15 protein-coding genes are annotated in these 17,129 nt (G+C 65.3%); all 15 read left to right on the top strand.

All coding sequences use genetic code 11. The annotated features are described in order from the left end of the window. The first annotated feature begins 3 nt into the window (after positions 1 to 3). The 15 genes from mraY to MNBBLIKP_RS08760 all read left to right on the top strand — a co-directional run bounded on the left by mraY (position 4) and on the right by MNBBLIKP_RS08760 (position 16,867). A complete protein-coding gene (gene mraY, locus MNBBLIKP_RS08690) occupies positions 4 to 1,077 on the top strand; it encodes a phospho-N-acetylmuramoyl-pentapeptide-transferase (protein WP_088309518.1) in 1,074 nt (357 codons plus the stop codon). Continuing rightward, positions 1,074 to 2,426, top strand: coding sequence for a UDP-N-acetylmuramoyl-L-alanine--D-glutamate ligase (gene murD / locus MNBBLIKP_RS08695; protein ID WP_088309520.1), 1,353 nt, complete (start codon positions 1,074 to 1,076; stop codon positions 2,424 to 2,426). The genes mraY and murD overlap by 4 nt, the downstream gene beginning before the upstream one ends. Further along, the gene (locus MNBBLIKP_RS08700) at positions 2,426 to 3,664 is read left to right on the top strand and encodes an FtsW/RodA/SpoVE family cell cycle protein (protein ID WP_088309523.1); all 1,239 of its coding nucleotides are present in this window, start codon (positions 2,426 to 2,428) and stop codon (positions 3,662 to 3,664) included. The genes murD and MNBBLIKP_RS08700 overlap by 1 nt, the downstream gene beginning before the upstream one ends. Further along, positions 3,661 to 4,821, top strand: a complete 1,161-nt coding sequence (gene murG, locus MNBBLIKP_RS08705; RefSeq protein WP_088309525.1) for an undecaprenyldiphospho-muramoylpentapeptide beta-N-acetylglucosaminyltransferase — start codon at positions 3,661 to 3,663, stop codon at positions 4,819 to 4,821. Before MNBBLIKP_RS08700 ends, murG begins: the two co-directional genes overlap by 4 nt. Continuing rightward, complete coding sequence (gene murC, locus MNBBLIKP_RS08710; protein WP_088309527.1) at positions 4,818 to 6,230, top strand: UDP-N-acetylmuramate--L-alanine ligase; 1,413 nt, start codon at positions 4,818 to 4,820, stop codon at positions 6,228 to 6,230. The genes murG and murC overlap by 4 nt, the downstream gene beginning before the upstream one ends. 80 nt (positions 6,231 to 6,310) lie before the next feature. Then, the gene (murB, locus tag MNBBLIKP_RS08715) at positions 6,311 to 7,189 is read left to right on the top strand and encodes a UDP-N-acetylmuramate dehydrogenase (protein WP_088309529.1); all 879 of its coding nucleotides are present in this window, start codon (positions 6,311 to 6,313) and stop codon (positions 7,187 to 7,189) included. Further along, positions 7,186 to 8,127 (top strand): D-alanine--D-alanine ligase, encoded by a 942-nt coding sequence (locus tag MNBBLIKP_RS08720; protein WP_088309532.1) that lies wholly within the window; start codon positions 7,186 to 7,188, stop codon positions 8,125 to 8,127. The genes murB and MNBBLIKP_RS08720 overlap by 4 nt, the downstream gene beginning before the upstream one ends. Next, the gene (locus MNBBLIKP_RS08725) at positions 8,124 to 9,122 is read left to right on the top strand and encodes a cell division protein FtsQ/DivIB (RefSeq protein WP_088309534.1); all 999 of its coding nucleotides are present in this window, start codon (positions 8,124 to 8,126) and stop codon (positions 9,120 to 9,122) included. Before MNBBLIKP_RS08720 ends, MNBBLIKP_RS08725 begins: the two co-directional genes overlap by 4 nt. Beyond that, the gene (gene ftsA / locus MNBBLIKP_RS08730; RefSeq protein WP_088309537.1) at positions 9,122 to 10,402 is read left to right on the top strand and encodes a cell division protein FtsA; all 1,281 of its coding nucleotides are present in this window, start codon (positions 9,122 to 9,124) and stop codon (positions 10,400 to 10,402) included. Before MNBBLIKP_RS08725 ends, ftsA begins: the two co-directional genes overlap by 1 nt. A gap of 112 nt (positions 10,403 to 10,514) precedes the next feature. Next, positions 10,515 to 12,137, top strand: coding sequence for a cell division protein FtsZ (gene ftsZ, locus MNBBLIKP_RS08735; protein ID WP_088309540.1), 1,623 nt, complete (start codon positions 10,515 to 10,517; stop codon positions 12,135 to 12,137). Between the two features lie 97 nt (positions 12,138 to 12,234). Next, positions 12,235 to 14,139 carry an SPOR domain-containing protein gene (locus MNBBLIKP_RS08740; protein WP_140420561.1) on the top strand — a complete coding sequence of 635 codons (1,905 nt, stop codon included), beginning with the start codon at positions 12,235 to 12,237 and terminating at the stop codon, positions 14,137 to 14,139. A 110-nt stretch (positions 14,140 to 14,249) separates the two neighbouring features. After that, a complete protein-coding gene (locus MNBBLIKP_RS08745) occupies positions 14,250 to 14,756 on the top strand; it encodes a YbjN domain-containing protein (RefSeq protein ID WP_254912974.1) in 507 nt (168 codons plus the stop codon). A gap of 25 nt (positions 14,757 to 14,781) precedes the next feature. Next, positions 14,782 to 15,171, top strand: coding sequence for a cupin domain-containing protein (locus MNBBLIKP_RS08750; RefSeq protein WP_088309546.1), 390 nt, complete (start codon positions 14,782 to 14,784; stop codon positions 15,169 to 15,171). A gap of 39 nt (positions 15,172 to 15,210) precedes the next feature. Then, positions 15,211 to 16,002, top strand: a complete 792-nt coding sequence (locus MNBBLIKP_RS08755; RefSeq protein WP_088309549.1) for a pyrroline-5-carboxylate reductase family protein — start codon at positions 15,211 to 15,213, stop codon at positions 16,000 to 16,002. Between the two features lie 124 nt (positions 16,003 to 16,126). Further along, positions 16,127 to 16,867, top strand: a complete 741-nt coding sequence (locus MNBBLIKP_RS08760) for a Bax inhibitor-1/YccA family protein (protein WP_088309552.1) — start codon at positions 16,127 to 16,129, stop codon at positions 16,865 to 16,867. Positions 16,868 to 17,129: the final 262 nt, after the last annotated feature.

Raw genomic sequence — 17,129 nt, forward strand, 5'->3', positions numbered from 1 at the left:
GGCATGCTGTACCTGATCGCGCAGTATTTGCATTTCGAAGGGCTGGCGAACCTGATCCGCTACCAGACCTTCCGTGCGGGCGCCGCGCTGATGACCGCGCTGGTGATCGGCCTGATCATCGGCCCGCGCTTTATCAACATGCTGCGCGTGCGCCAGGGCAAGGGCCAGCCGATCCGCGAGGATGGGCCGCAAAGCCATCTGGCCAAGCGCGGCACGCCCACCATGGGCGGCCTGATGATCCTGATCGCGCTGTCGGTATCGGTGCTGCTGTGGATGGATCTTGGCAGCCCGCTGGTCTGGGCCTGCCTGGCGGTGACGATCGGCTTTGGCCTGATCGGTTTCATGGACGATTACGACAAGGTCAAGAAACGCAGTGCTGCGGGGCTGTCAAGCCGGGTGCGGCTGGCGGCGGAATTCCTGATCGCCGGGATCGCAGCCTGGGTGATGGTGCAGCAGGTGGGAAGCACCAACCTGTATGTGCCGTTCCTGTCGGGCCGTTATATTCCGCTGGGACCGCTGTATTTCGTCTTTGCGGCGGTGATCATGGTCGGTTTCGGCAATGCGGTGAACCTGACCGACGGTCTTGACGGCTTGGCCGCCATGCCAGTGGCGATTGCTGCGGCGACCATGGCGATCATTGCCTATCTGGCCGGCCGCGCGGACTTTGCGCATTACCTGGGCATTCCCCACGTGCCCCGCGCGGGTGAACTGGCGATCCTGTGCACTGGCATCATGGGCGCGTGTCTGGCCTTTTTGTGGTTCAACGCACCGCCCGCGGCGGTGTTTATGGGCGATACCGGCAGTCTGGCGCTGGGCGGAGCGCTGGGCGCGATTGCGGTGGCTGCGCATCATGAAATCGTGCTGCTGATCGTCGGTGGGTTGTTCGTGGTGGAAACCGCATCGGTGATCATCCAGGTCGCGGTCTATAAACGCACCGGCAAACGGGTGTTCAAGATGGCCCCGATCCATCACCATTTCGAACAGCTTGGCTGGAAGGAATCGACCGTGGTGATCCGGTTCTGGATCGTGTCGATCGTGCTGGCCCTGATCGGTCTTTCCACGCTGAAGCTGAGATGATCACAACCCCCGCCTTTGCCGGTCAGCGCTATGCCGTCCTTGGCCTTGCCCGTTCGGGCATGGCTGCGGTGGAAAGCCTGCTGGCGGGCGGGGCGAGCGTGATGGCCTGGGACAGCCGCGAGGAACCGCGCCGCAAGCTGGAAGGCCGGGTGGAACTGGCCGATCCGGCCACGGCGGATCTGACTGGCTACAACGGCGTGGTCGTCTCCCCCGGGGTGCCGCTCAACACCCATCCGATCGCCGAAGCCGCCGCGCGCCAGAACGTGCCGGTGATCGGCGATATCGAACTGTTCGCGCTGGCCCGCCCGCATCTGCCTGCGCACCGCGTGGTCGGGATCACCGGGACCAACGGAAAATCGACCACCACCGCGCTGGTCCACCACATCGTCCAGTCGGCTGCACTGCCGGTGCGGATGGGCGGCAATATCGGCTTGCCGGTGCTGTCGCAGAACCCGCTGTCGGCGGGCGGGGTCTATGTGCTCGAACTGTCGAGTTATCAGCTGGACCTGACCTTCAGCCTCGAATGCGAAGTCGCGGCGCTGCTGAATGTGACGCCCGATCATCTTGATCGCTACGATGGCTTTGCCGGCTATGCCGCATCAAAGGCGCGGCTGTTCGAAATGCAGCGCGCCGATCAGTTTGCAGTGTTCGGCATGGGCGATCCCGAAACCCAGGCTGTGGCCGCGCGTGAAACAGCGCGGCGGGAACAGTGGCGGGTTCGCTCGGTCGATGGTCTGGACCTGACCCAGCTGCAGCACGATTGGCCCAGCTTGCAGGGCCCGCACAACCTGCAGAACGCCGCCGTCGCCGTCGCCATTGCCGAGGCGCTGGGACTGACCCCGATGCAGTGGCGCCCCGCGCTCGCCAGCTTTCGCGGGCTGCCGCACCGGATGGAGCGGGTCGCGGATGTGAACGGCGTGATGTTCATCAATGACAGCAAGGCCACCAATCCGGCCAGCACTGCCCCGGCGCTCGCCGCGTTCAAGCCGGTCCCGCGCGCGCGTATCCACTGGATCGTCGGCGGCTTGCCCAAAGGTGACCGGCTGGACGAATGCGAACCCTGGTTCAGCCATATCGCCGCCGCCTATACCATCGGCGATGCCGGGCCGCGCTTTGCCGAACTGCTGGCCCCGCATATGCCGGTGCGGCGCAGCGAAATGATGTGCGAGGCGATCCGCCAGGCGATGGAAGCCGCCTTGCCGGGCGATGTCGTCCTGCTCAGCCCGGCCTGCGCGAGCTTTGACCAATTCCGCGACTATGAAGCGCGCGGTGACGCCTTTCGCCAGATTGTCGATGCGCTGGCTCATCCCGATGCGGACCCGGTTCGCCCTGCAGGAGCGCTCAGCTGATGGCCACGCACCCGCCCTATGTGCCCCGGGCTGGCCGGATCCCCGCCGATGCCGCGCTGCATCAACGCCGCGCGCGCAACCGCCGCAGCGAATTCGCGATCTGGTGGCGCGAGATTGACCGGGTTCTGCTGACTCTTGTGCTGATGCTGATGGCAATCGGCGCTGCGGCTGTCGCGGCGTCCAGCCCGGCCAGCGCGCGGCGGCTGTCCACTGCGGCAGTCAAGCTTAATGATCTGCATTTCTTCTATCTCCACATCCGGTTTCAGGTAGTGGGGCTGATCGCGATGTTCGCGGCCAGCGCCCTGCCGCGCGAAATGGCCCGGCGGCTTGGCATTTTGCTGGGCTTTGCAATGCTGATCGGGCTGATGCTGGTTCCGGTGATCGGCAGCAACATCAACGGGGCAAAGCGGTGGCTGAACCTGGGCATGTCGCTCCAGCCCAGCGAATTTCTCAAGCCCGCCTATGCGATCGGGCTGGCGTGGATCCTGTCCTGGCGGGTGCGCGATCCGAACCTGCCGGTGGTGCCGATAACGACCGGACTGATGGTGCTGATCTGCGCCTTGCTGATGCTGCAACCGGACTTTGGTTCGGCCGTGCTGTTCGCGGGCGTGTGGTTCGTGCTGGTGCTGATGAGCGGGATCGACGTGAAGCGCATCCTGGGCATGGGCGCGGGCGGGGTGGCGGCGGTGGTCGCAACTTATGTATTCTATGACAATGCCCGTCACCGGATCGACGCCTTCATTGGCGGCGGATCACAGTTTGATCAGGTGGATCTGGCACAGCGCACTCTGTTGGCAGGCGGCTGGACCGGCAGCGGGCTGTGGCTGGGCACCCGCAAGCTTGGCCTGCCCGAAGCGCATACTGACTATATCTTTTCGGTGATCGGCGAGGAATTCGGCCTGCTGGTCTGTGCCGTGATCGTGGTGCTGTATCTTGCGATCGTGCTGCGCGTGCTGCTGCGCTTGCTGGACGAGGAAGACCTGTTCACCACGCTCGCGGCTGCCGGGCTGATCGCGCAACTGGGCGGGCAGGCGTTCATCAACGTGCTGGTCAACCTGCAACTGTTCCCCAGCAAGGGCATGACCCTGCCGCTGATTTCTTATGGCGGGTCCTCCACCATCGCACTGTGCCTGGGGGTCGGCTTTCTGCTGGCGATCACCCGGCGCAATCCGTTTATCGAGCGTGAGCGGTTCAAGCTGCGCGCTCTTGGCAAAACTCAAGCAAGGACGCGCAAATGAGTGTCGCGCGGCATTATGTTCTGGCTGCCGGTGGGACCGGCGGGCACCTGATCCCGGCATTCGCCCTGGCGGTAGAGCTGGAGGCGCGTGGGCATCACGTAGCGCTGATCACCGATCAGCGCGGCTCCAGGCTGCCCGGCAAACCGCAAAGCCTGGTGACCCACGTGCTACCAGCCGGGCGGATCGGCAAGAACCCGCTGGAATGGCCCAAGGGAATCGAAGCGATTCTGGAGGGGCGGCGCATGGCGCTGCGGCTGTTTGACAGCTTCCAGCCCAGCTGTGTGATCGGGTTCGGCGGCTATCCGGCGTTTCCGGCACTGTGGGCGGCGACCGGGGCCAAAATTCCCAGCGTGATCCACGAACAGAACGCCGTGCTGGGCCGGGTCAACCGCTTCCTTGCCGGCCGGGTCAATGCCATCGCCACCGCCTATAGCGAGGTTGACCGGCTCAACCCCAAGCATCAGCACAAAGTCCACATGATCGGCAATCCGGTCCGTGCAGAAGTGCTCGCGCTGCGCGAACAGCCGTTCCCGGCCTTTTCCGCTGACGGGCTGCTGCGCGTGCTGGTAACCGGCGGCAGCCAGGGCGCAAGCGTGCTGTCCGAAGTGGTTCCCGATGGCCTCGCCATGCTCCCGCCCGCGCTGCGCAGCCGCTTGCAAGTGACCCAGCAGTGCCGCCCGGAAGATATTGAGGCCGTGCGCACGCGCTATTCCGGGCATGACATTCCAGCCGAACTGGGCACCTATTTCGAAAACATGGCCGAACGGCTGGCCGATGCGCACCTGTTCATCGGCCGCGCCGGGGCATCGACCATTGCCGAATTGACCGCGGTGGGCCGCCCGGCGATCCTGGTGCCGCTGCCGATCGCGACCGACGATCATCAGGCTGCCAACACTCGCGACATGGCCCATGCCGGGGGCGCGCGGATGATCCGGCAGGATCGTTTCACCGCTGCCGAACTGGCCAAACAGATTCAGGCCATCGCGATGAATCCGGACACCCTTGCGACTGCGGCACACGCGGCCTGGAACTGCGGCTTGCCCCATGCGGTGCGCGATCTCGCCGATCTGGTCGAAAGCTTTGGCGGTACACCGCTGATGGACGTGATCCGCGTGGCCAAGGGCGCCGAGGCCAGCGGTCAGGAGGCGGTGGCATGAAGGGCGTTGGCACCGATATCGGGACGATCCATTTCGTTGGCATCGGCGGGATCGGCATGTCCGGCATTGCCGAGGTGATGAACAACCTGGGCTATAGTGTGCAGGGCAGCGACATCGCCGAAGGCTATGTGGTCGAAGGGCTGCGCAAACGCGGCATCAAGGTTTCGATCGGTCACGCCGCAGAGAACCTGGGTGATGCGGCAGTGGTGGTCACCTCCACTGCAGTAAAGCGCGACAATCCCGAAGTAGTCGCCGCGCTGGAAAACCGCGTGCCTGTCGTCCGCCGTGCGGAAATGCTGGCCGAACTGATGCGGTTGAAGCGCACGGTGGCGGTGGCGGGCACCCATGGCAAGACCACCACCACTTCGCTGGTCGCGGCCTTGCTCGATGCGGGCGGAGTCGATCCCACCGTTATCAATGGCGGGATTATCAACAGCTACGGTTCCAACGCGCGCCTTGGTGAAAGCGAATGGATGGTGGTTGAGGCGGACGAGTCTGACGGCTCGTTCCTGCGGCTCGACGGGACGATCGCGATTGTCACCAACATCGATCCCGAACACCTGGAACACTACGGCGATTTCGACGCGATCAAGCGTGCCTTTGTCGAATTCATCGAGAACGTGCCGTTCTATGGCTGCGCCGTGCTCTGCATCGATCACCCGGAAGTGCAGGCGGTGATCCCCAAGGTGCGCGACCGCCGCGTGGTGACCTATGGCTTTTCCGCCCAGGCCGACGTGCGCGGAGAGAATGTTACCCCGTTCCCGGGCGGCAACCGGTTTGACGCGGTGATCCGTGAACGCGATGGCTCGCACCGCCGGATCGAGGGGATCGAACTGCCGATGCCCGGCCGCCACAATGTCCAGAATGCACTCGCCGCAGTGGGCGTGGCGGTGGAAATGGGCGTGCCGGATAGCGTTATCCGCACCGGCTTTGCGAAGTTCGGCGGGGTCAAGCGTCGCTTTACCAAGGTGGGTGAAGTTGCCGGCGCTACGGTGATCGACGATTACGGCCACCACCCGGTTGAAATCCGCGCCGTGCTGGCTGCCGCGCGTGAAGGTGTAGGCACCGGGCGCGTGATCGCAGTGGTCCAGCCGCACCGCTTCACCCGGTTGCGCGATCATCTGGATGATTTCTCTGCCGCTTTCAACGATGCCGACATCGTCTATGCCGCCCCGGTCTATGCCGCGGGCGAGCAGCCGATCGAAGGTGTCGACAGCGAAGCCATGGTCGCCGGCATGAAGGCGCGCGGGCACCGCAATGCGCAAGTGATCGCCAATGCCGATGCGCTGGCCGATGCGCTCGCCGCCACGGTGCAGGCGGGTGACATGGTGGTGTGTCTGGGCGCTGGGGACATCACCAAATGGGCGGCCGGGCTGGCCGATGCGATTCAGGCGCGGAGGGGCAATTGACCAATCCACCCGCTTCCGTTCGTGTCGAGCGAAGTCGAGACACCGATGCGCTGCGCCAGCGTGTCTCGACTTCGCTCGACATGAACGGGGTGAGGGGAAAACTGACGCAAGATGCCCCGCTGGCCCCACTGGTGTGGTTCAAGAGCGGCGGCGCGGCGGAATGGCTGTTCGAGCCAAAGGATCTGGCCGACTTGCAGCAATTCCTGCGCGAACTTGATCCCGCAGTGCCGGTGATGGCGTTGGGGCTGGGCAGCAACCTGATCGTGCGCGATGGCGGCGTGCCCGGTGTGGTGGTGCGGCTGGGCAAGGCCTTTGCGAAAGTCAGTCTCAGCGCCGACCTGACGCTCGATTGCGGGGCGGGAGCCAGCGGCATCCTGGTCTCCTCGACCGCGCGCGACAATGGCATCGCGGGGCTGGAATTCCTGCGTTCGATCCCCGGCACGGTCGGCGGCTTCGTGCGGATGAACGGCGGTGCCTATGGCGGCGAAGTGAAAGACATTCTGATCGATTGCGACGTGGTGCTGCGCGATGGTTCGCTGCAGACACTCGCAGCCGCGGATCTGCACTATACCTATCGCCACTCACAGCTGCCCGAAGGTGCGATCGTGGTTGGCGCGCGGTTCCGGGGCCGGGCGGGAGAGCCTGACGCGATCCAGGCCGAAATGGACCGCATTTCGGCCAGCCGCGAAGCCAGCCAGCCGCTGCGCAGCAAGACCGGCGGCAGCACTTTCAAGAACCCGGACGGGCACAAGGCCTGGCAACTCGTTGACGAGGCCGGATGTCGCGGCCTGACCCTGGGCGGGGCACAGGTCAGCGAAAAGCACACCAATTTCCTGCTCAACACCGGCAATGCCACCAGCGCCGAAATCGAAGCGCTGGGCGAGGAAGTCCGGCGGCGGGTCAGGGACAAGTCGGGCGTGATGCTCGAATGGGAAATTCAGAGGGTTGGAAACAAGTGACGCTCCCCAAACTCCATGTCGCGGTCCTGATGGGCGGTTGGTCGAACGAACGGCCGGTCTCGCTGATGAGCGGGGGCGAGATCGCCACGGCGTTGGAAGAGCGCGGGCACAAGGTTACCCGGATCGACATGGACCGTGAGGTTGCCCAGCGACTGGCCGAGGCTGCCCCCGACGTGGTGTTCAATGCGCTCCACGGATCGCCGGGCGAAGATGGCTCGGTTCAGGGCATGATGGACCTGATGGGGCTGACCTATACCCATTCGGGCATGGTCACTTCGGTGATCGCGATCGACAAGGAACTGACCAAGCAGGCGCTGGTCCCGCACGGCATTCCCATGCCCGGCGGGCGGATTGTGCCGGTGGCCGAGATTTTCGAGCGGGATCCGCTGGAACGGCCCTATGTGCTGAAACCCGTCAACGAGGGTTCCTCGGTCGGGGTCGCGATTGTCACCAATGAAGGCAATTACGGCAACCCGATCAGCCCGCAGGCCAAGGGCCCGTGGCAGGAATTCAAGGAACTGCTGGCCGAACCCTATATCCGCGGGCGCGAACTGACCACGGCGGTGCTGGGGGACCGCGCGCTGATGGTCACTGAACTGCGGCCCAAATCGGGCTTCTACGATTTCGATGCCAAATACACCGAAGGCATGACTGAACACGTCTGCCCGGCGGAGATCCCGGACGAGATCACGCAGGCCTGCCTCGACATTGCACTGCGCTGCCACCAGCTTTTGGGCTGCAAAGGCTGCAGCCGCACCGATTTCCGCTGGGATGACAGCCAGGGGCTCGCCGGACTGTTCGTGCTGGAAACCAACACCCAGCCGGGGATGACCCCGCTTAGTCTGGTGCCCGAACAGGCGAAGCATCTGGGCATTTCGTTCGGCGATCTGGTTGAGATGATCATTGCCGATGCGCTGAGTGAAAAGGAGGCGAAATGAGCGGCCAGACGATCCGGCGTGGCGGCAAGTCGATGCGCAAGGCCGCGGCCGCGCAGGGCAAGGCGCGGCAGGTGCGCGCCGCGCGGGCCCACACCGGCTCTGCCTTTGACGCGGTGATGAGCTGGCTGCCGTTCAGCGAGGAAACGCTGCACCGGATGTTCCTGGCCATGATCCTGGGCGGGGCCGTGGTGCTGGCCTGGATCGCGGCGAGTTTTGCCGGGGTGCCGGCCATGGCCCAGCAGCAACTGGCCGCGATTGCCGCCGATGCCGGGTTCGAAGTGCACCGCGTTGAAGTGCGCGGGGTCAAGCATCTCAACGAACTCAAGGTCTATGAACGCGCGCTGGCGCAGCGCAACCAGGCCATGCCGATGGTCGATGTCGATGCGCTGCGCGACCAGCTGATGCAGCTGTCATGGGTGCAGGATGCGCGGGTATCGCGCCAATTGCCCGATACGTTGGTGATCGACATTGTCGAACGCAAGGCCGTGGCCGTGCTGCGCAAGGCCGATCGGCTGGTGCTGATCGACGCGACCGGGCACGAGCTTGAGCCGGTCGGCGAAGCGCGTGCACGTGGCAAGCTGGTTATTTCGGGTCCCGGCGCGGGCCGTCAGGTCGATGCGCTGGGGGCACTGCTCGCCGCAGCGCCCGCGCTCAAACCGCAAGTGGCCGAAGCGGAATGGGTCGGCAACCGGCGCTGGAACCTCTCGTTCAAGACCGGCCAGGTGCTCGCACTGCCCGAAGGCGGCCGGCAAGCTGCTGCAGCCTTGATGACTTTCGCGCGGCTTGATGGGGTCAACCGGCTGCTTGGCGGCAAAGTCGCCGCGTTTGACATGCGTTCGCCCGACCGGATCTATCTGCGCGTGCCGGGCCGCGCCGACGCGGTGGAGCAGGCTGCCGTCAGCGCGACGCAAAGCAAGCCCAAAGTGGCTGAAGCGCCCAAGGACGAAACTGCCAAGTCCGCCGAAAAGCCCGCCGCCAAGAAGGACAAGAACTGATGGCCCAACCCCGCATCGCCAAGACCTTTGCCGCGGTGAACATCGGTTCGTTCCGCGTTTCCGCGATGATCGGCGGGCTGTCTGAAACCGGCGAAATGGTGGTGCTGGGATCGTTCCACCGCGCCGCCCAGGGGATCAAACGCGGCTATGTCACCGACATGCAGGCCGCGACCTATGCCGTGCGCGATGCGGTAGAGCGGGCGGAACGGATCGCCAATGTCGCGGTCAGCAAGGTCTGGATCGGTGCAACCGGGGCGGGGCTGGCCAGCCAGGTCGCGCAAGTCGAGGTCGATATTGGCGGGCGCCGGATCGAGCAGGACGATATCGATCATCTGCTGGTGTCCGCGCGCGATGTGATCCAGCCCGACGGGCGCATGGTGCTCCACGCCCAGCCCGCGCATTACACGCTTGACGGGGCCGATGGGGTTGCCGACCCCAAGGGGCTTCATGCCGAACAGCTGGGCGTCGATATCCACGTGATGCTGGCCGATGGCGCGCCGATCCGCAACATCACCGAAGCGGTCCAGAACGCGCACCTGGATGTGGAAGCCGTGGTCGCTTCCCCGATCGCGGCCGGGCATTCGTGCCTGTCCGCCGAAGAGCGCGAACTGGGCGTTGCGCTGGTCGAATTCGGCGCGGAAGTGACCAATGTCTCGGTCTATGCGGCGGGTATGCTGCTGGGGCTGGTGACGATCCCGATGGGGTCGGCGGATATCACCGATGCGGTTGCCAGCGCCTTTGGCATTCGCCGGTTCCAGGCCGAGCGCCTGAAATGCGTCCACGGGTCGGCCATTGCCAGCCCGGCTGACCACCGCGAAATGGTGCCGGTCAACGCGCCGGGCGATGAAACGACCGGCCCCGCCGCGCGCCACGCCGATGACAAGAACCGCATCCCGCGCGCCGAACTGGTCACGGTGATCACCGGCCAGTTGGGGCGGCTGATGGAAGAAGTGAACAAGGCGCTCAAGGCCCTGGGCTTTACCGGCCAGCGCGGCCAGCTGGTGGTGGTCACCGGCGGCGGGGCGGAACTCGCAGGTCTGGCGGACTATGCTCAGGCGGCCCTGGGTAAGCCGGTGCGGATCGGCAAACCCGCGCATATCCGCGGTCTGCCCGAAGCCCACGCAACCCCCGGTTTTTCGACCCTGGCGGGGCTGGTGCTCTATGCCGCGGCCGATCCGGTGGACATCCGCTCGATCGGAACGCGGTATCAACCGACCATCCGTTATGCCGGAATGGGGCTGGTAAACCGCGTTTACCGGGCCTTGAAAGAGTATTTCTGATATGGTCCGGCTGTGGACAACGCGCGTCAGCGGCTTGGCTTCGATGAATCTTGCAGTGCAAGACAGTTAATTACTGGGATTATTGCATCCGCGCGACGGATAGGAGAGCGCCATGAGCATCAATATCGGACCGCCAGCCGTTGAAGAGCTGCGTCCCCGGATCACTGTGATCGGGGTGGGTGGTGCCGGCGGCAATGCGATCGCCAACATGATTGCGGCCGGGATCGAAGGTGTCGATTTCGTCGTCTCCAATACCGATGCGCAGGCTCTGAACAATTCGGTTGCCGAACACCGGATCCAGCTGGGGCCTGACATTACCCAGGGCCTGGGCGCAGGTTCGCGGCCCGAAGTCGGGCGTGCGGCAGCGGAAGAGACGCTGGCCGAGATCGACCGCGCGCTGGAAGGCGTGCACATGTGCTTCATCGCCGCCGGTATGGGCGGGGGCACCGGCACCGGCGCCGCGCCGGTGATCGCCAAGGCCGCGCGCGAAAAGGGCGTGCTGACCGTGGGCGTGGTGACCAAGCCGTTCCTGTTCGAAGGCACCCGCCGCATGCGCTCCGCCGAAGCGGGGATCGAGGAACTGCAAAAGCACGTCGATACGCTGATCGTCATTCCCAACCAGAACCTGTTCCTGGTGGCCAAGGCGGAAACGACTTTCAAGGAAGCGTTCCAGCTGGCTGACGAAGTGCTGCAGCAGGGCGTGCGTTCGATCACCGATCTGATGGTCATGCCGGGCCTGATCAACCTCGACTTTGCTGACGTTCGTTCGGTCATGGCCGAAATGGGCAAGGCAATGATGGGCACGGGCGAAGGCCAGGGCGAAAACCGCGCGCTGGAAGCTGCGGAAAAGGCGATTGCCAATCCGCTGCTCGATGGCGTGTCGATGCAGGGCGCGAAAGGCGTGATCATCTCGATCATCGGCGGCGACGACATGAAGCTGCTCGAAGTGGACGAGGCCGCGAACCACATCCGCGAACTGGTCGATCCCAATGCCAACATCATCTGGGGTAGCGCGTTCAATCCGGACCTGCAGGGCAAGATCCGCGTTTCGGTGGTCGCCACCGGGATCGAACAGACCGCGCAGCAGGCCGAAGACGCCTCGCGCCCGTTCAACATGAGCACGTCGCGCGGGCCAGCCCGCCCGGCGATGAGCGCGCCTGCCGCCGAACCGCTGTTCGAACGGGTCCAGCCCGCCGCTGCGCCAGAGCCTGAGCCTGAACCCGAACCGGCCGCAGTGGCCGCGCCTGAGCCCGCGCCTGAGCCTGAACCCGTGGCCGCCGCACCAGCCGAAGACGATTGGGATATCGGGACCGGCCAGGCCGATGAGCCGCTGGAACTGGCGGAAGAGGCCAGTGACGAAAGTGATCAGGGCGGCGACGGCGATGAATTGCTGCTCGATGCCTCGCGGCTGGCGGAACAGGATGAGCCGGTCAATCCAGGCGCAATGCCTGGGCGGCGGCGCGGTCTGGTATCTTCATCGACCGGGGAATCGTCAGGCGGATCGCTTGGCGGCGGCGATGATGGCGCAGAGGCGCCCGCGGGCGGCACTGTTGCGGCCAAGGGCGCGGCCACTGGTGGCGGTTCTGCGCCGCGACTGTCCGGTGCAACGCTGTTCGAACGCATGGCCAGCCTGTCGCGCGGCGCGCAAACCGATGATGACGAGGATGATGACGATGGCGGCGATGGCCCGTCGATCAGCATCCCGCGCTTCCTTGGCCGACAGAACAACCAGTAAGCTGCAATCCGGCGCATACAAACGCGCCGCGTTCGGCATGGGTTAAGGAGTGGGCGTCCAATCGGGCGTCCAGTTCCTGTTGCAACAGGTTTTCCGGATGAATCTTGGACGCCAAGCTGCCGTGCGCCTCACCCGCCTGATCGGGCTGGGGGCAATTGTCTGTGCCGGTATGGCGGGGCAGGGTGCGCTGGCCCAGCAGGATGATGTGGACGAGGTTAGCCAGCCGGTGGTCCAGGCCATCCCCGGCGGCAAGGGGATGAAGCTGAACGACGCGCTGGGGCGGTTGGCGCGCAATCCGCAAGATGTCGATGCGCTGATCGGCGCGGGCCGGGCATCGATGGAAATCGGTGATCTGGATGCGGCTGTGGGCTTTTTCCAGCGCGCGGACCGGCTTGCACCGGGCAATGCGCGGGTCAAGGCAGGGCTGGCCGGGGCTTTTGCGCTGAGCGAGGATCCCTTCACTGCGATCCCGCTGTTCGTGGAAGCGGAAAAGGCGGGCATGATCGATCCCGCGTTACAGGCCGATCGCGGGCTGGCCTATGACCTGGTCGGCGACAATGCGACCGCGCAGAAATACTACCGCGCCTCGCTGGCGGCGGGGCCGAGTGATGAAGCGCTGCGTCGTCTGGCGCTGAGTCAGGCCATTGCCGGTGATCGCCGGGGCATGGAAGTCACGCTGTCGCCGCTGTTGCAGCGGCAGGACATGGCCGCCTGGCGCACCCGCGCCTTTGGTCTGGCGATCCTGGGGCAAAAGGACGAGGCGGAATCGATCGCCCGGGCCAACCTGCCGGGGACGATGGCGGATTCGATCAGCAACTATCTGGCCTATATGCCGCGCCTTACCGCGTCGCAAAAAGCTGCGGCGGCCAATCTGGGGCATTTTCCGCGGGCTTCGCAAATCGGGATCGATGATCCGCGCGTTGCGGTGTTCCGGCCCAAGCCGCCGGTCCTTGCCGCCGCCAGTGTGCCTGCCGTTCCCGCTGCCAGCACGGCCCGCAAGGGCAAGGCTGGCCGTGACAAGGCGGCGCGGACCGATCCTGCACCTGCTGCCGTCAAACCGCCCGTTCTGGCCAGCGCCGCGCCCAGCCCGCCGCCGGTCTCACGCGAAGTGACCAAGGCGCCCGTGACTCTGGCGGTAAACACCCCGCCGCCGCCGTCACCCGTTCCGTCGCCGGTTCTGCAAAGCGCTCCAGCCGTGGTGGCGCCGCCGCCCGCCGCTGCGCCGCGCGTGTTGGCCGAAGCCGCCGCCCCGGTGGCTGTTGCGGTGCCGCCACCGGCCCAGCCGGGCCCGGGTTTTGCCGCGCTGGACAGCGCGGCTGCGCAAGTTGCGCCGGGTTTTGACCTTAAGCCATCCACACCGCCGCCCGCGCCTGTCGCCGCGCCGCCGCCGCCACCTCCTGCGCCAGCTACGCCGGCCCCGGCCAAGCCGCGCAATCTGGCCGATCTGTTCGCCGATCTGACCCCGCCCAGCCGCGAGGCTGAACCCAAGGCAGGTGCGGTCGACATTCGCCGGATTGGCCCGGTGCGACCGGCTGCAGACAAGGCCGCCAAGGACGCCAAGCTCGCCCTGGCTGATGATTGCACGCCCGATCCGAAAGGCGCGAAACCCGCCAAGGGAGCCAAAGCCGCGCCCGTCAGCCGCACTGCCAAGGGTGCGGCTGCGGCCAAGGCCTGTCCGGTCGAGGCCAAGGATGCCAAGGGCAAGAGTCCGGCCGCAAGCCAGCCGAGCCGGATCTGGATCCAGCTGGCAACCGGGCGCGACAAGTCTGCGCTGGGGTTTGACTGGCGCCGGATGGTCAAAGAAGAACCTGAAATTCTGGGCAAATACAAGGCCGCAACCAGCGCCTGGGGGGCGAGCAATCGCCTGCTGGCCGGACCCTTTGCCAGCGAAAGCGCGGCCAGTGCCGTGGTTGCGCGGCTGAAAAAGGCCGGGATCGGCGGAGCATTCGTCTGGACCAGCCCGGCAGGGCAGGTGGTCGATCCGCTTGGCGGGGCCAAGTAGGGGCTTGTCCCCGCCTTTTCCACACCTTGTAAACAGGCTTGTCCGGTTATGCGCAACCGCGCGTTAACCGATCATTGCGGGATCATCGCTGCCGACGCATCCAGCCTGACATGATGCACGGTAATCGCGAATACGGACGGGAAGAGGATGCGGCCCCGGTCGACATGCTCGCCTCATTGTTCGAGGCGCGCGGCTGGCCGTGCGAATTCGTGGCTGAAGATGAGATCAGCGGCGAGATCAAGGGCAGCTGGGCCAGCTTTACGATTCGCGGGATCTGGCGGCGCGAGGATCACGTCCTGCAGCTGCTGTGCCTGCCAGATATCCGCGTGCCGGATGACAAGCGCGCGGCGATCCATGAACTGCTGGCTCTGGTCAACGAACAGCTGTGGGTCGGCCATTTCGATATGTGGTCGAACGGATCGGTGCTGCTCTATCGCCACGGACTGTTGCTGGGTGACGAAGGCCTGTTGAGCCTGGCCCAGGCACAAGTTGCCGTGGAAGCGGCAGTGGAGGAATGCGATCGGTTCTATCCCGCGTTCCAGTTCGTGCTGTGGGGTGACAAGAGCCCCGAGGAGGCCCTCGCCAGCGCGATGGTCGACGCCGCCGGCGAGGCTTGATGCGCCGCAGCCAGAGGGTGCGCAGATGACGCTGAAGCCGTTCACAGTCGCTTACGGAGGCCTTCCGCTTGAAGGCGAGGCGCGCGATGGCGAGCTGACCTGGCAGACCCTGATCTGCGCCGACCGCACCCCCAGCGGATCGCTGGTGGTAGGAGTGGCCGAATTCCCGCCCGGCGGCCATTTGAAATTCCATCGCCACGAACCGTCCGAATTCTATTTCTGCCTGGCCGGATCGGCCACGGTTCACGTTGACGGCACAGCGATGGAGCTGCGGCCCGATGTCGCCGCGTTCATTCCCGGCGGGGCCGAGCACGGCATCGTTGCCGGACCCGAAGGGCTGAAACTGCTCTATGGCTTCGCGCGTGACCGGTTTGCCGGGATCGAATACGATTATACCGGGCGGCCTTTGGGTTGATCTCTCTCCTGCTGGCGGGAGGGGAGACAGGAGACTTGCGTGACACTACTCATCTTCGGTTGCGGCAACATGGGCGGGGCGATGCTGGCCGGGTGGCTGGCGGGCGGCATGGACCCGGCCAGCGTGACCGTGGTCGATCCCTATCTGGCCAAAGCGCCCGGCGGGGTCACGCTGCTGCGTGAAGTGCCAGCGCGGGCGTTCGATGTTGTGCTGCTGGGGGTCAAGCCGCAGCTGCTCGATGAAGTGGCCTCCGCGCTCGCCCCGGGGCTGGGGGCGGACACCGTGCTACTTTCGATCCTGGCCGGAGTGGAGCTCAGCAGCCTTGCGGCGCGGTTCCCGCAGGCCGGAGCCGTGGTGCGGGTGATGCCCAACCTGGCCGCAGCAATCGGCAAATCGCCGATGGCGCTGTTCGGACAAGGGCTGGATCAGGCCGGGCGCGAGCGGATCACCCTGCTGCTGCAGCCGCTGGGCACGCCCGAATGGCTGGCGGCGGAAAGCGAATTCGATCTGGTCACCGCGCTGGCGGGTTGCGGCCCCGGCTTTGTTTATCGCTTCATCGATGCCCTGGCGAGCGGGGCGGCGGCGCTGGGGCTTGATCCGGCGCAGGCGCAGCGGCTGGCCGTAGCGACGGTTGAAGGCGCGGCGCAGCTGGCCGCCGCTTCGGAGCATTCCCCCGCAGAACTGGCTCGCCGCGTCGCCAGCCCGGGCGGATCGACGCAAAAGGGGCTCGACGTGCTCGATGCGGACCAGGCCTTGTTGCGTCTGATCGAGGCGACCTTGCGCGCATCGCGGGACCGCAATGCGGAAATGGCGGCGGCGGCGCGGGGCTAACGTCATCTGGCTCTAGCTGTTACAATCTGTTACAAGCTGCCATGTCCGGTTTCGCTTGAAAGTGGACCGGATCGGCCCGATATTGCCTGCATCGCCCGGTTCGGGCGAAAAAGGAGTTAGACCAATGGCTGAATGGAACGATCCGCAGTCAACCCGCACCGGTTGGGGTGCGGCCCGGATCAACGGCGAAGTGATGGGCCAGGCCAGCACCGATCAGGGGCTGCGGCGCTACATGCTGTCGATCTATAACTACATGGCCTCGGGCGTGCTGCTGTCGGGCGTTGTCGCCCTGCTGTTTGCGCGGTCGGGCATGGCAGAGGCCGTGTTCGGCACACCGCTGCGCTGGCTGGTCGCGCTGGCCCCGCTGGGCTTCGTCATGGCGATGAGCTTTGGCCTGAACCGCATGCGCACCTCTACGCTGCAAATGCTGTTCTGGGCCTTCAGCGTGGCCATGGGCCTGTCGCTGGCGTCGATCTTCTTCGTCTACACCGGTCCGTCGATCGCGCTGACCTTCTTTGCCACTTCGGGCGCGTTTGCGGGGCTCAGCCTCTATGGCTACACCACCAAGCGCAACCTGTCGGGCATGGGCAGCTTCATGGCGATGGGCGTGATCGGCATCCTGATCGCGATGCTGCTCAACATGTGGCTGCAGTCGAGCGGGCTGGCCCTGGCGATTTCGATCCTGGGCGTAGTGATTTTCGCGGGCCTGACCGCCTGGGATACGCAGCGTCTGCGTGAAACCTATTATCACGTTGCCGGAACCGACATGGTCGGCAAGGTCGTGATCATGGGCGCGCTGTCGCTGTACCTCGACTTCATCAACATGTTCCAGTTCCTGCTGCAGTTCATGGGCGATCGCCGCTGATCTTACGCAGGCCACAACAGATCGTGCCCGGTGCGCTTTGCGGCGCGCCGGGCATTTGCTTATTTGGCAAAGCAGGTTAGGGAAGCAGCTTGCCTTGGGGCCGGGGCCCCGCCGGGCAGCTGCTCTGCCAGTTCAAGAGGGATGGGTCACACAATGGTCGCCGATATTCGCCGGATCGTGATGGGAGCCAGCGTGGTGCTGGGCGTGGGGCTGCTTGCCGCTTGCGGGCCAAAGAGCACGCCGCCGCCGCCCCCGCCCAGCA

This window comes from Novosphingobium sp. B 225 (assembly GCF_002198665.1).
Lineage (GTDB): Bacteria > Pseudomonadota > Alphaproteobacteria > Sphingomonadales > Sphingomonadaceae > Novosphingobium.

Coding starts and splice junctions, on each gene's coding strand:
- mraY (WP_088309518.1), top strand. CDS start 4: ATGCTGTACCTGATCGCGCAGTATTTGCATTTCGAAGGGCTGGCGAAC.
- murD (WP_088309520.1), top strand. CDS start 1,074: ATGATCACAACCCCCGCCTTTGCCGGTCAGCGCTATGCCGTCCTTGGC.
- MNBBLIKP_RS08700 (WP_088309523.1), top strand. CDS start 2,426: ATGGCCACGCACCCGCCCTATGTGCCCCGGGCTGGCCGGATCCCCGCC.
- murG (WP_088309525.1), top strand. CDS start 3,661: ATGAGTGTCGCGCGGCATTATGTTCTGGCTGCCGGTGGGACCGGCGGG.
- murC (WP_088309527.1), top strand. CDS start 4,818: ATGAAGGGCGTTGGCACCGATATCGGGACGATCCATTTCGTTGGCATC.
- murB (WP_088309529.1), top strand. CDS start 6,311: ATGAACGGGGTGAGGGGAAAACTGACGCAAGATGCCCCGCTGGCCCCA.
- MNBBLIKP_RS08725 (WP_088309534.1), top strand. CDS start 8,124: ATGAGCGGCCAGACGATCCGGCGTGGCGGCAAGTCGATGCGCAAGGCC.
- ftsA (WP_088309537.1), top strand. CDS start 9,122: ATGGCCCAACCCCGCATCGCCAAGACCTTTGCCGCGGTGAACATCGGT.
- ftsZ (WP_088309540.1), top strand. CDS start 10,515: ATGAGCATCAATATCGGACCGCCAGCCGTTGAAGAGCTGCGTCCCCGG.
- MNBBLIKP_RS08740 (WP_140420561.1), top strand. CDS start 12,235: ATGAATCTTGGACGCCAAGCTGCCGTGCGCCTCACCCGCCTGATCGGG.
- MNBBLIKP_RS08745 (WP_254912974.1), top strand. CDS start 14,250: ATGATGCACGGTAATCGCGAATACGGACGGGAAGAGGATGCGGCCCCG.
- MNBBLIKP_RS08750 (WP_088309546.1), top strand. CDS start 14,782: ATGACGCTGAAGCCGTTCACAGTCGCTTACGGAGGCCTTCCGCTTGAA.
- MNBBLIKP_RS08760 (WP_088309552.1), top strand. CDS start 16,127: ATGGCTGAATGGAACGATCCGCAGTCAACCCGCACCGGTTGGGGTGCG.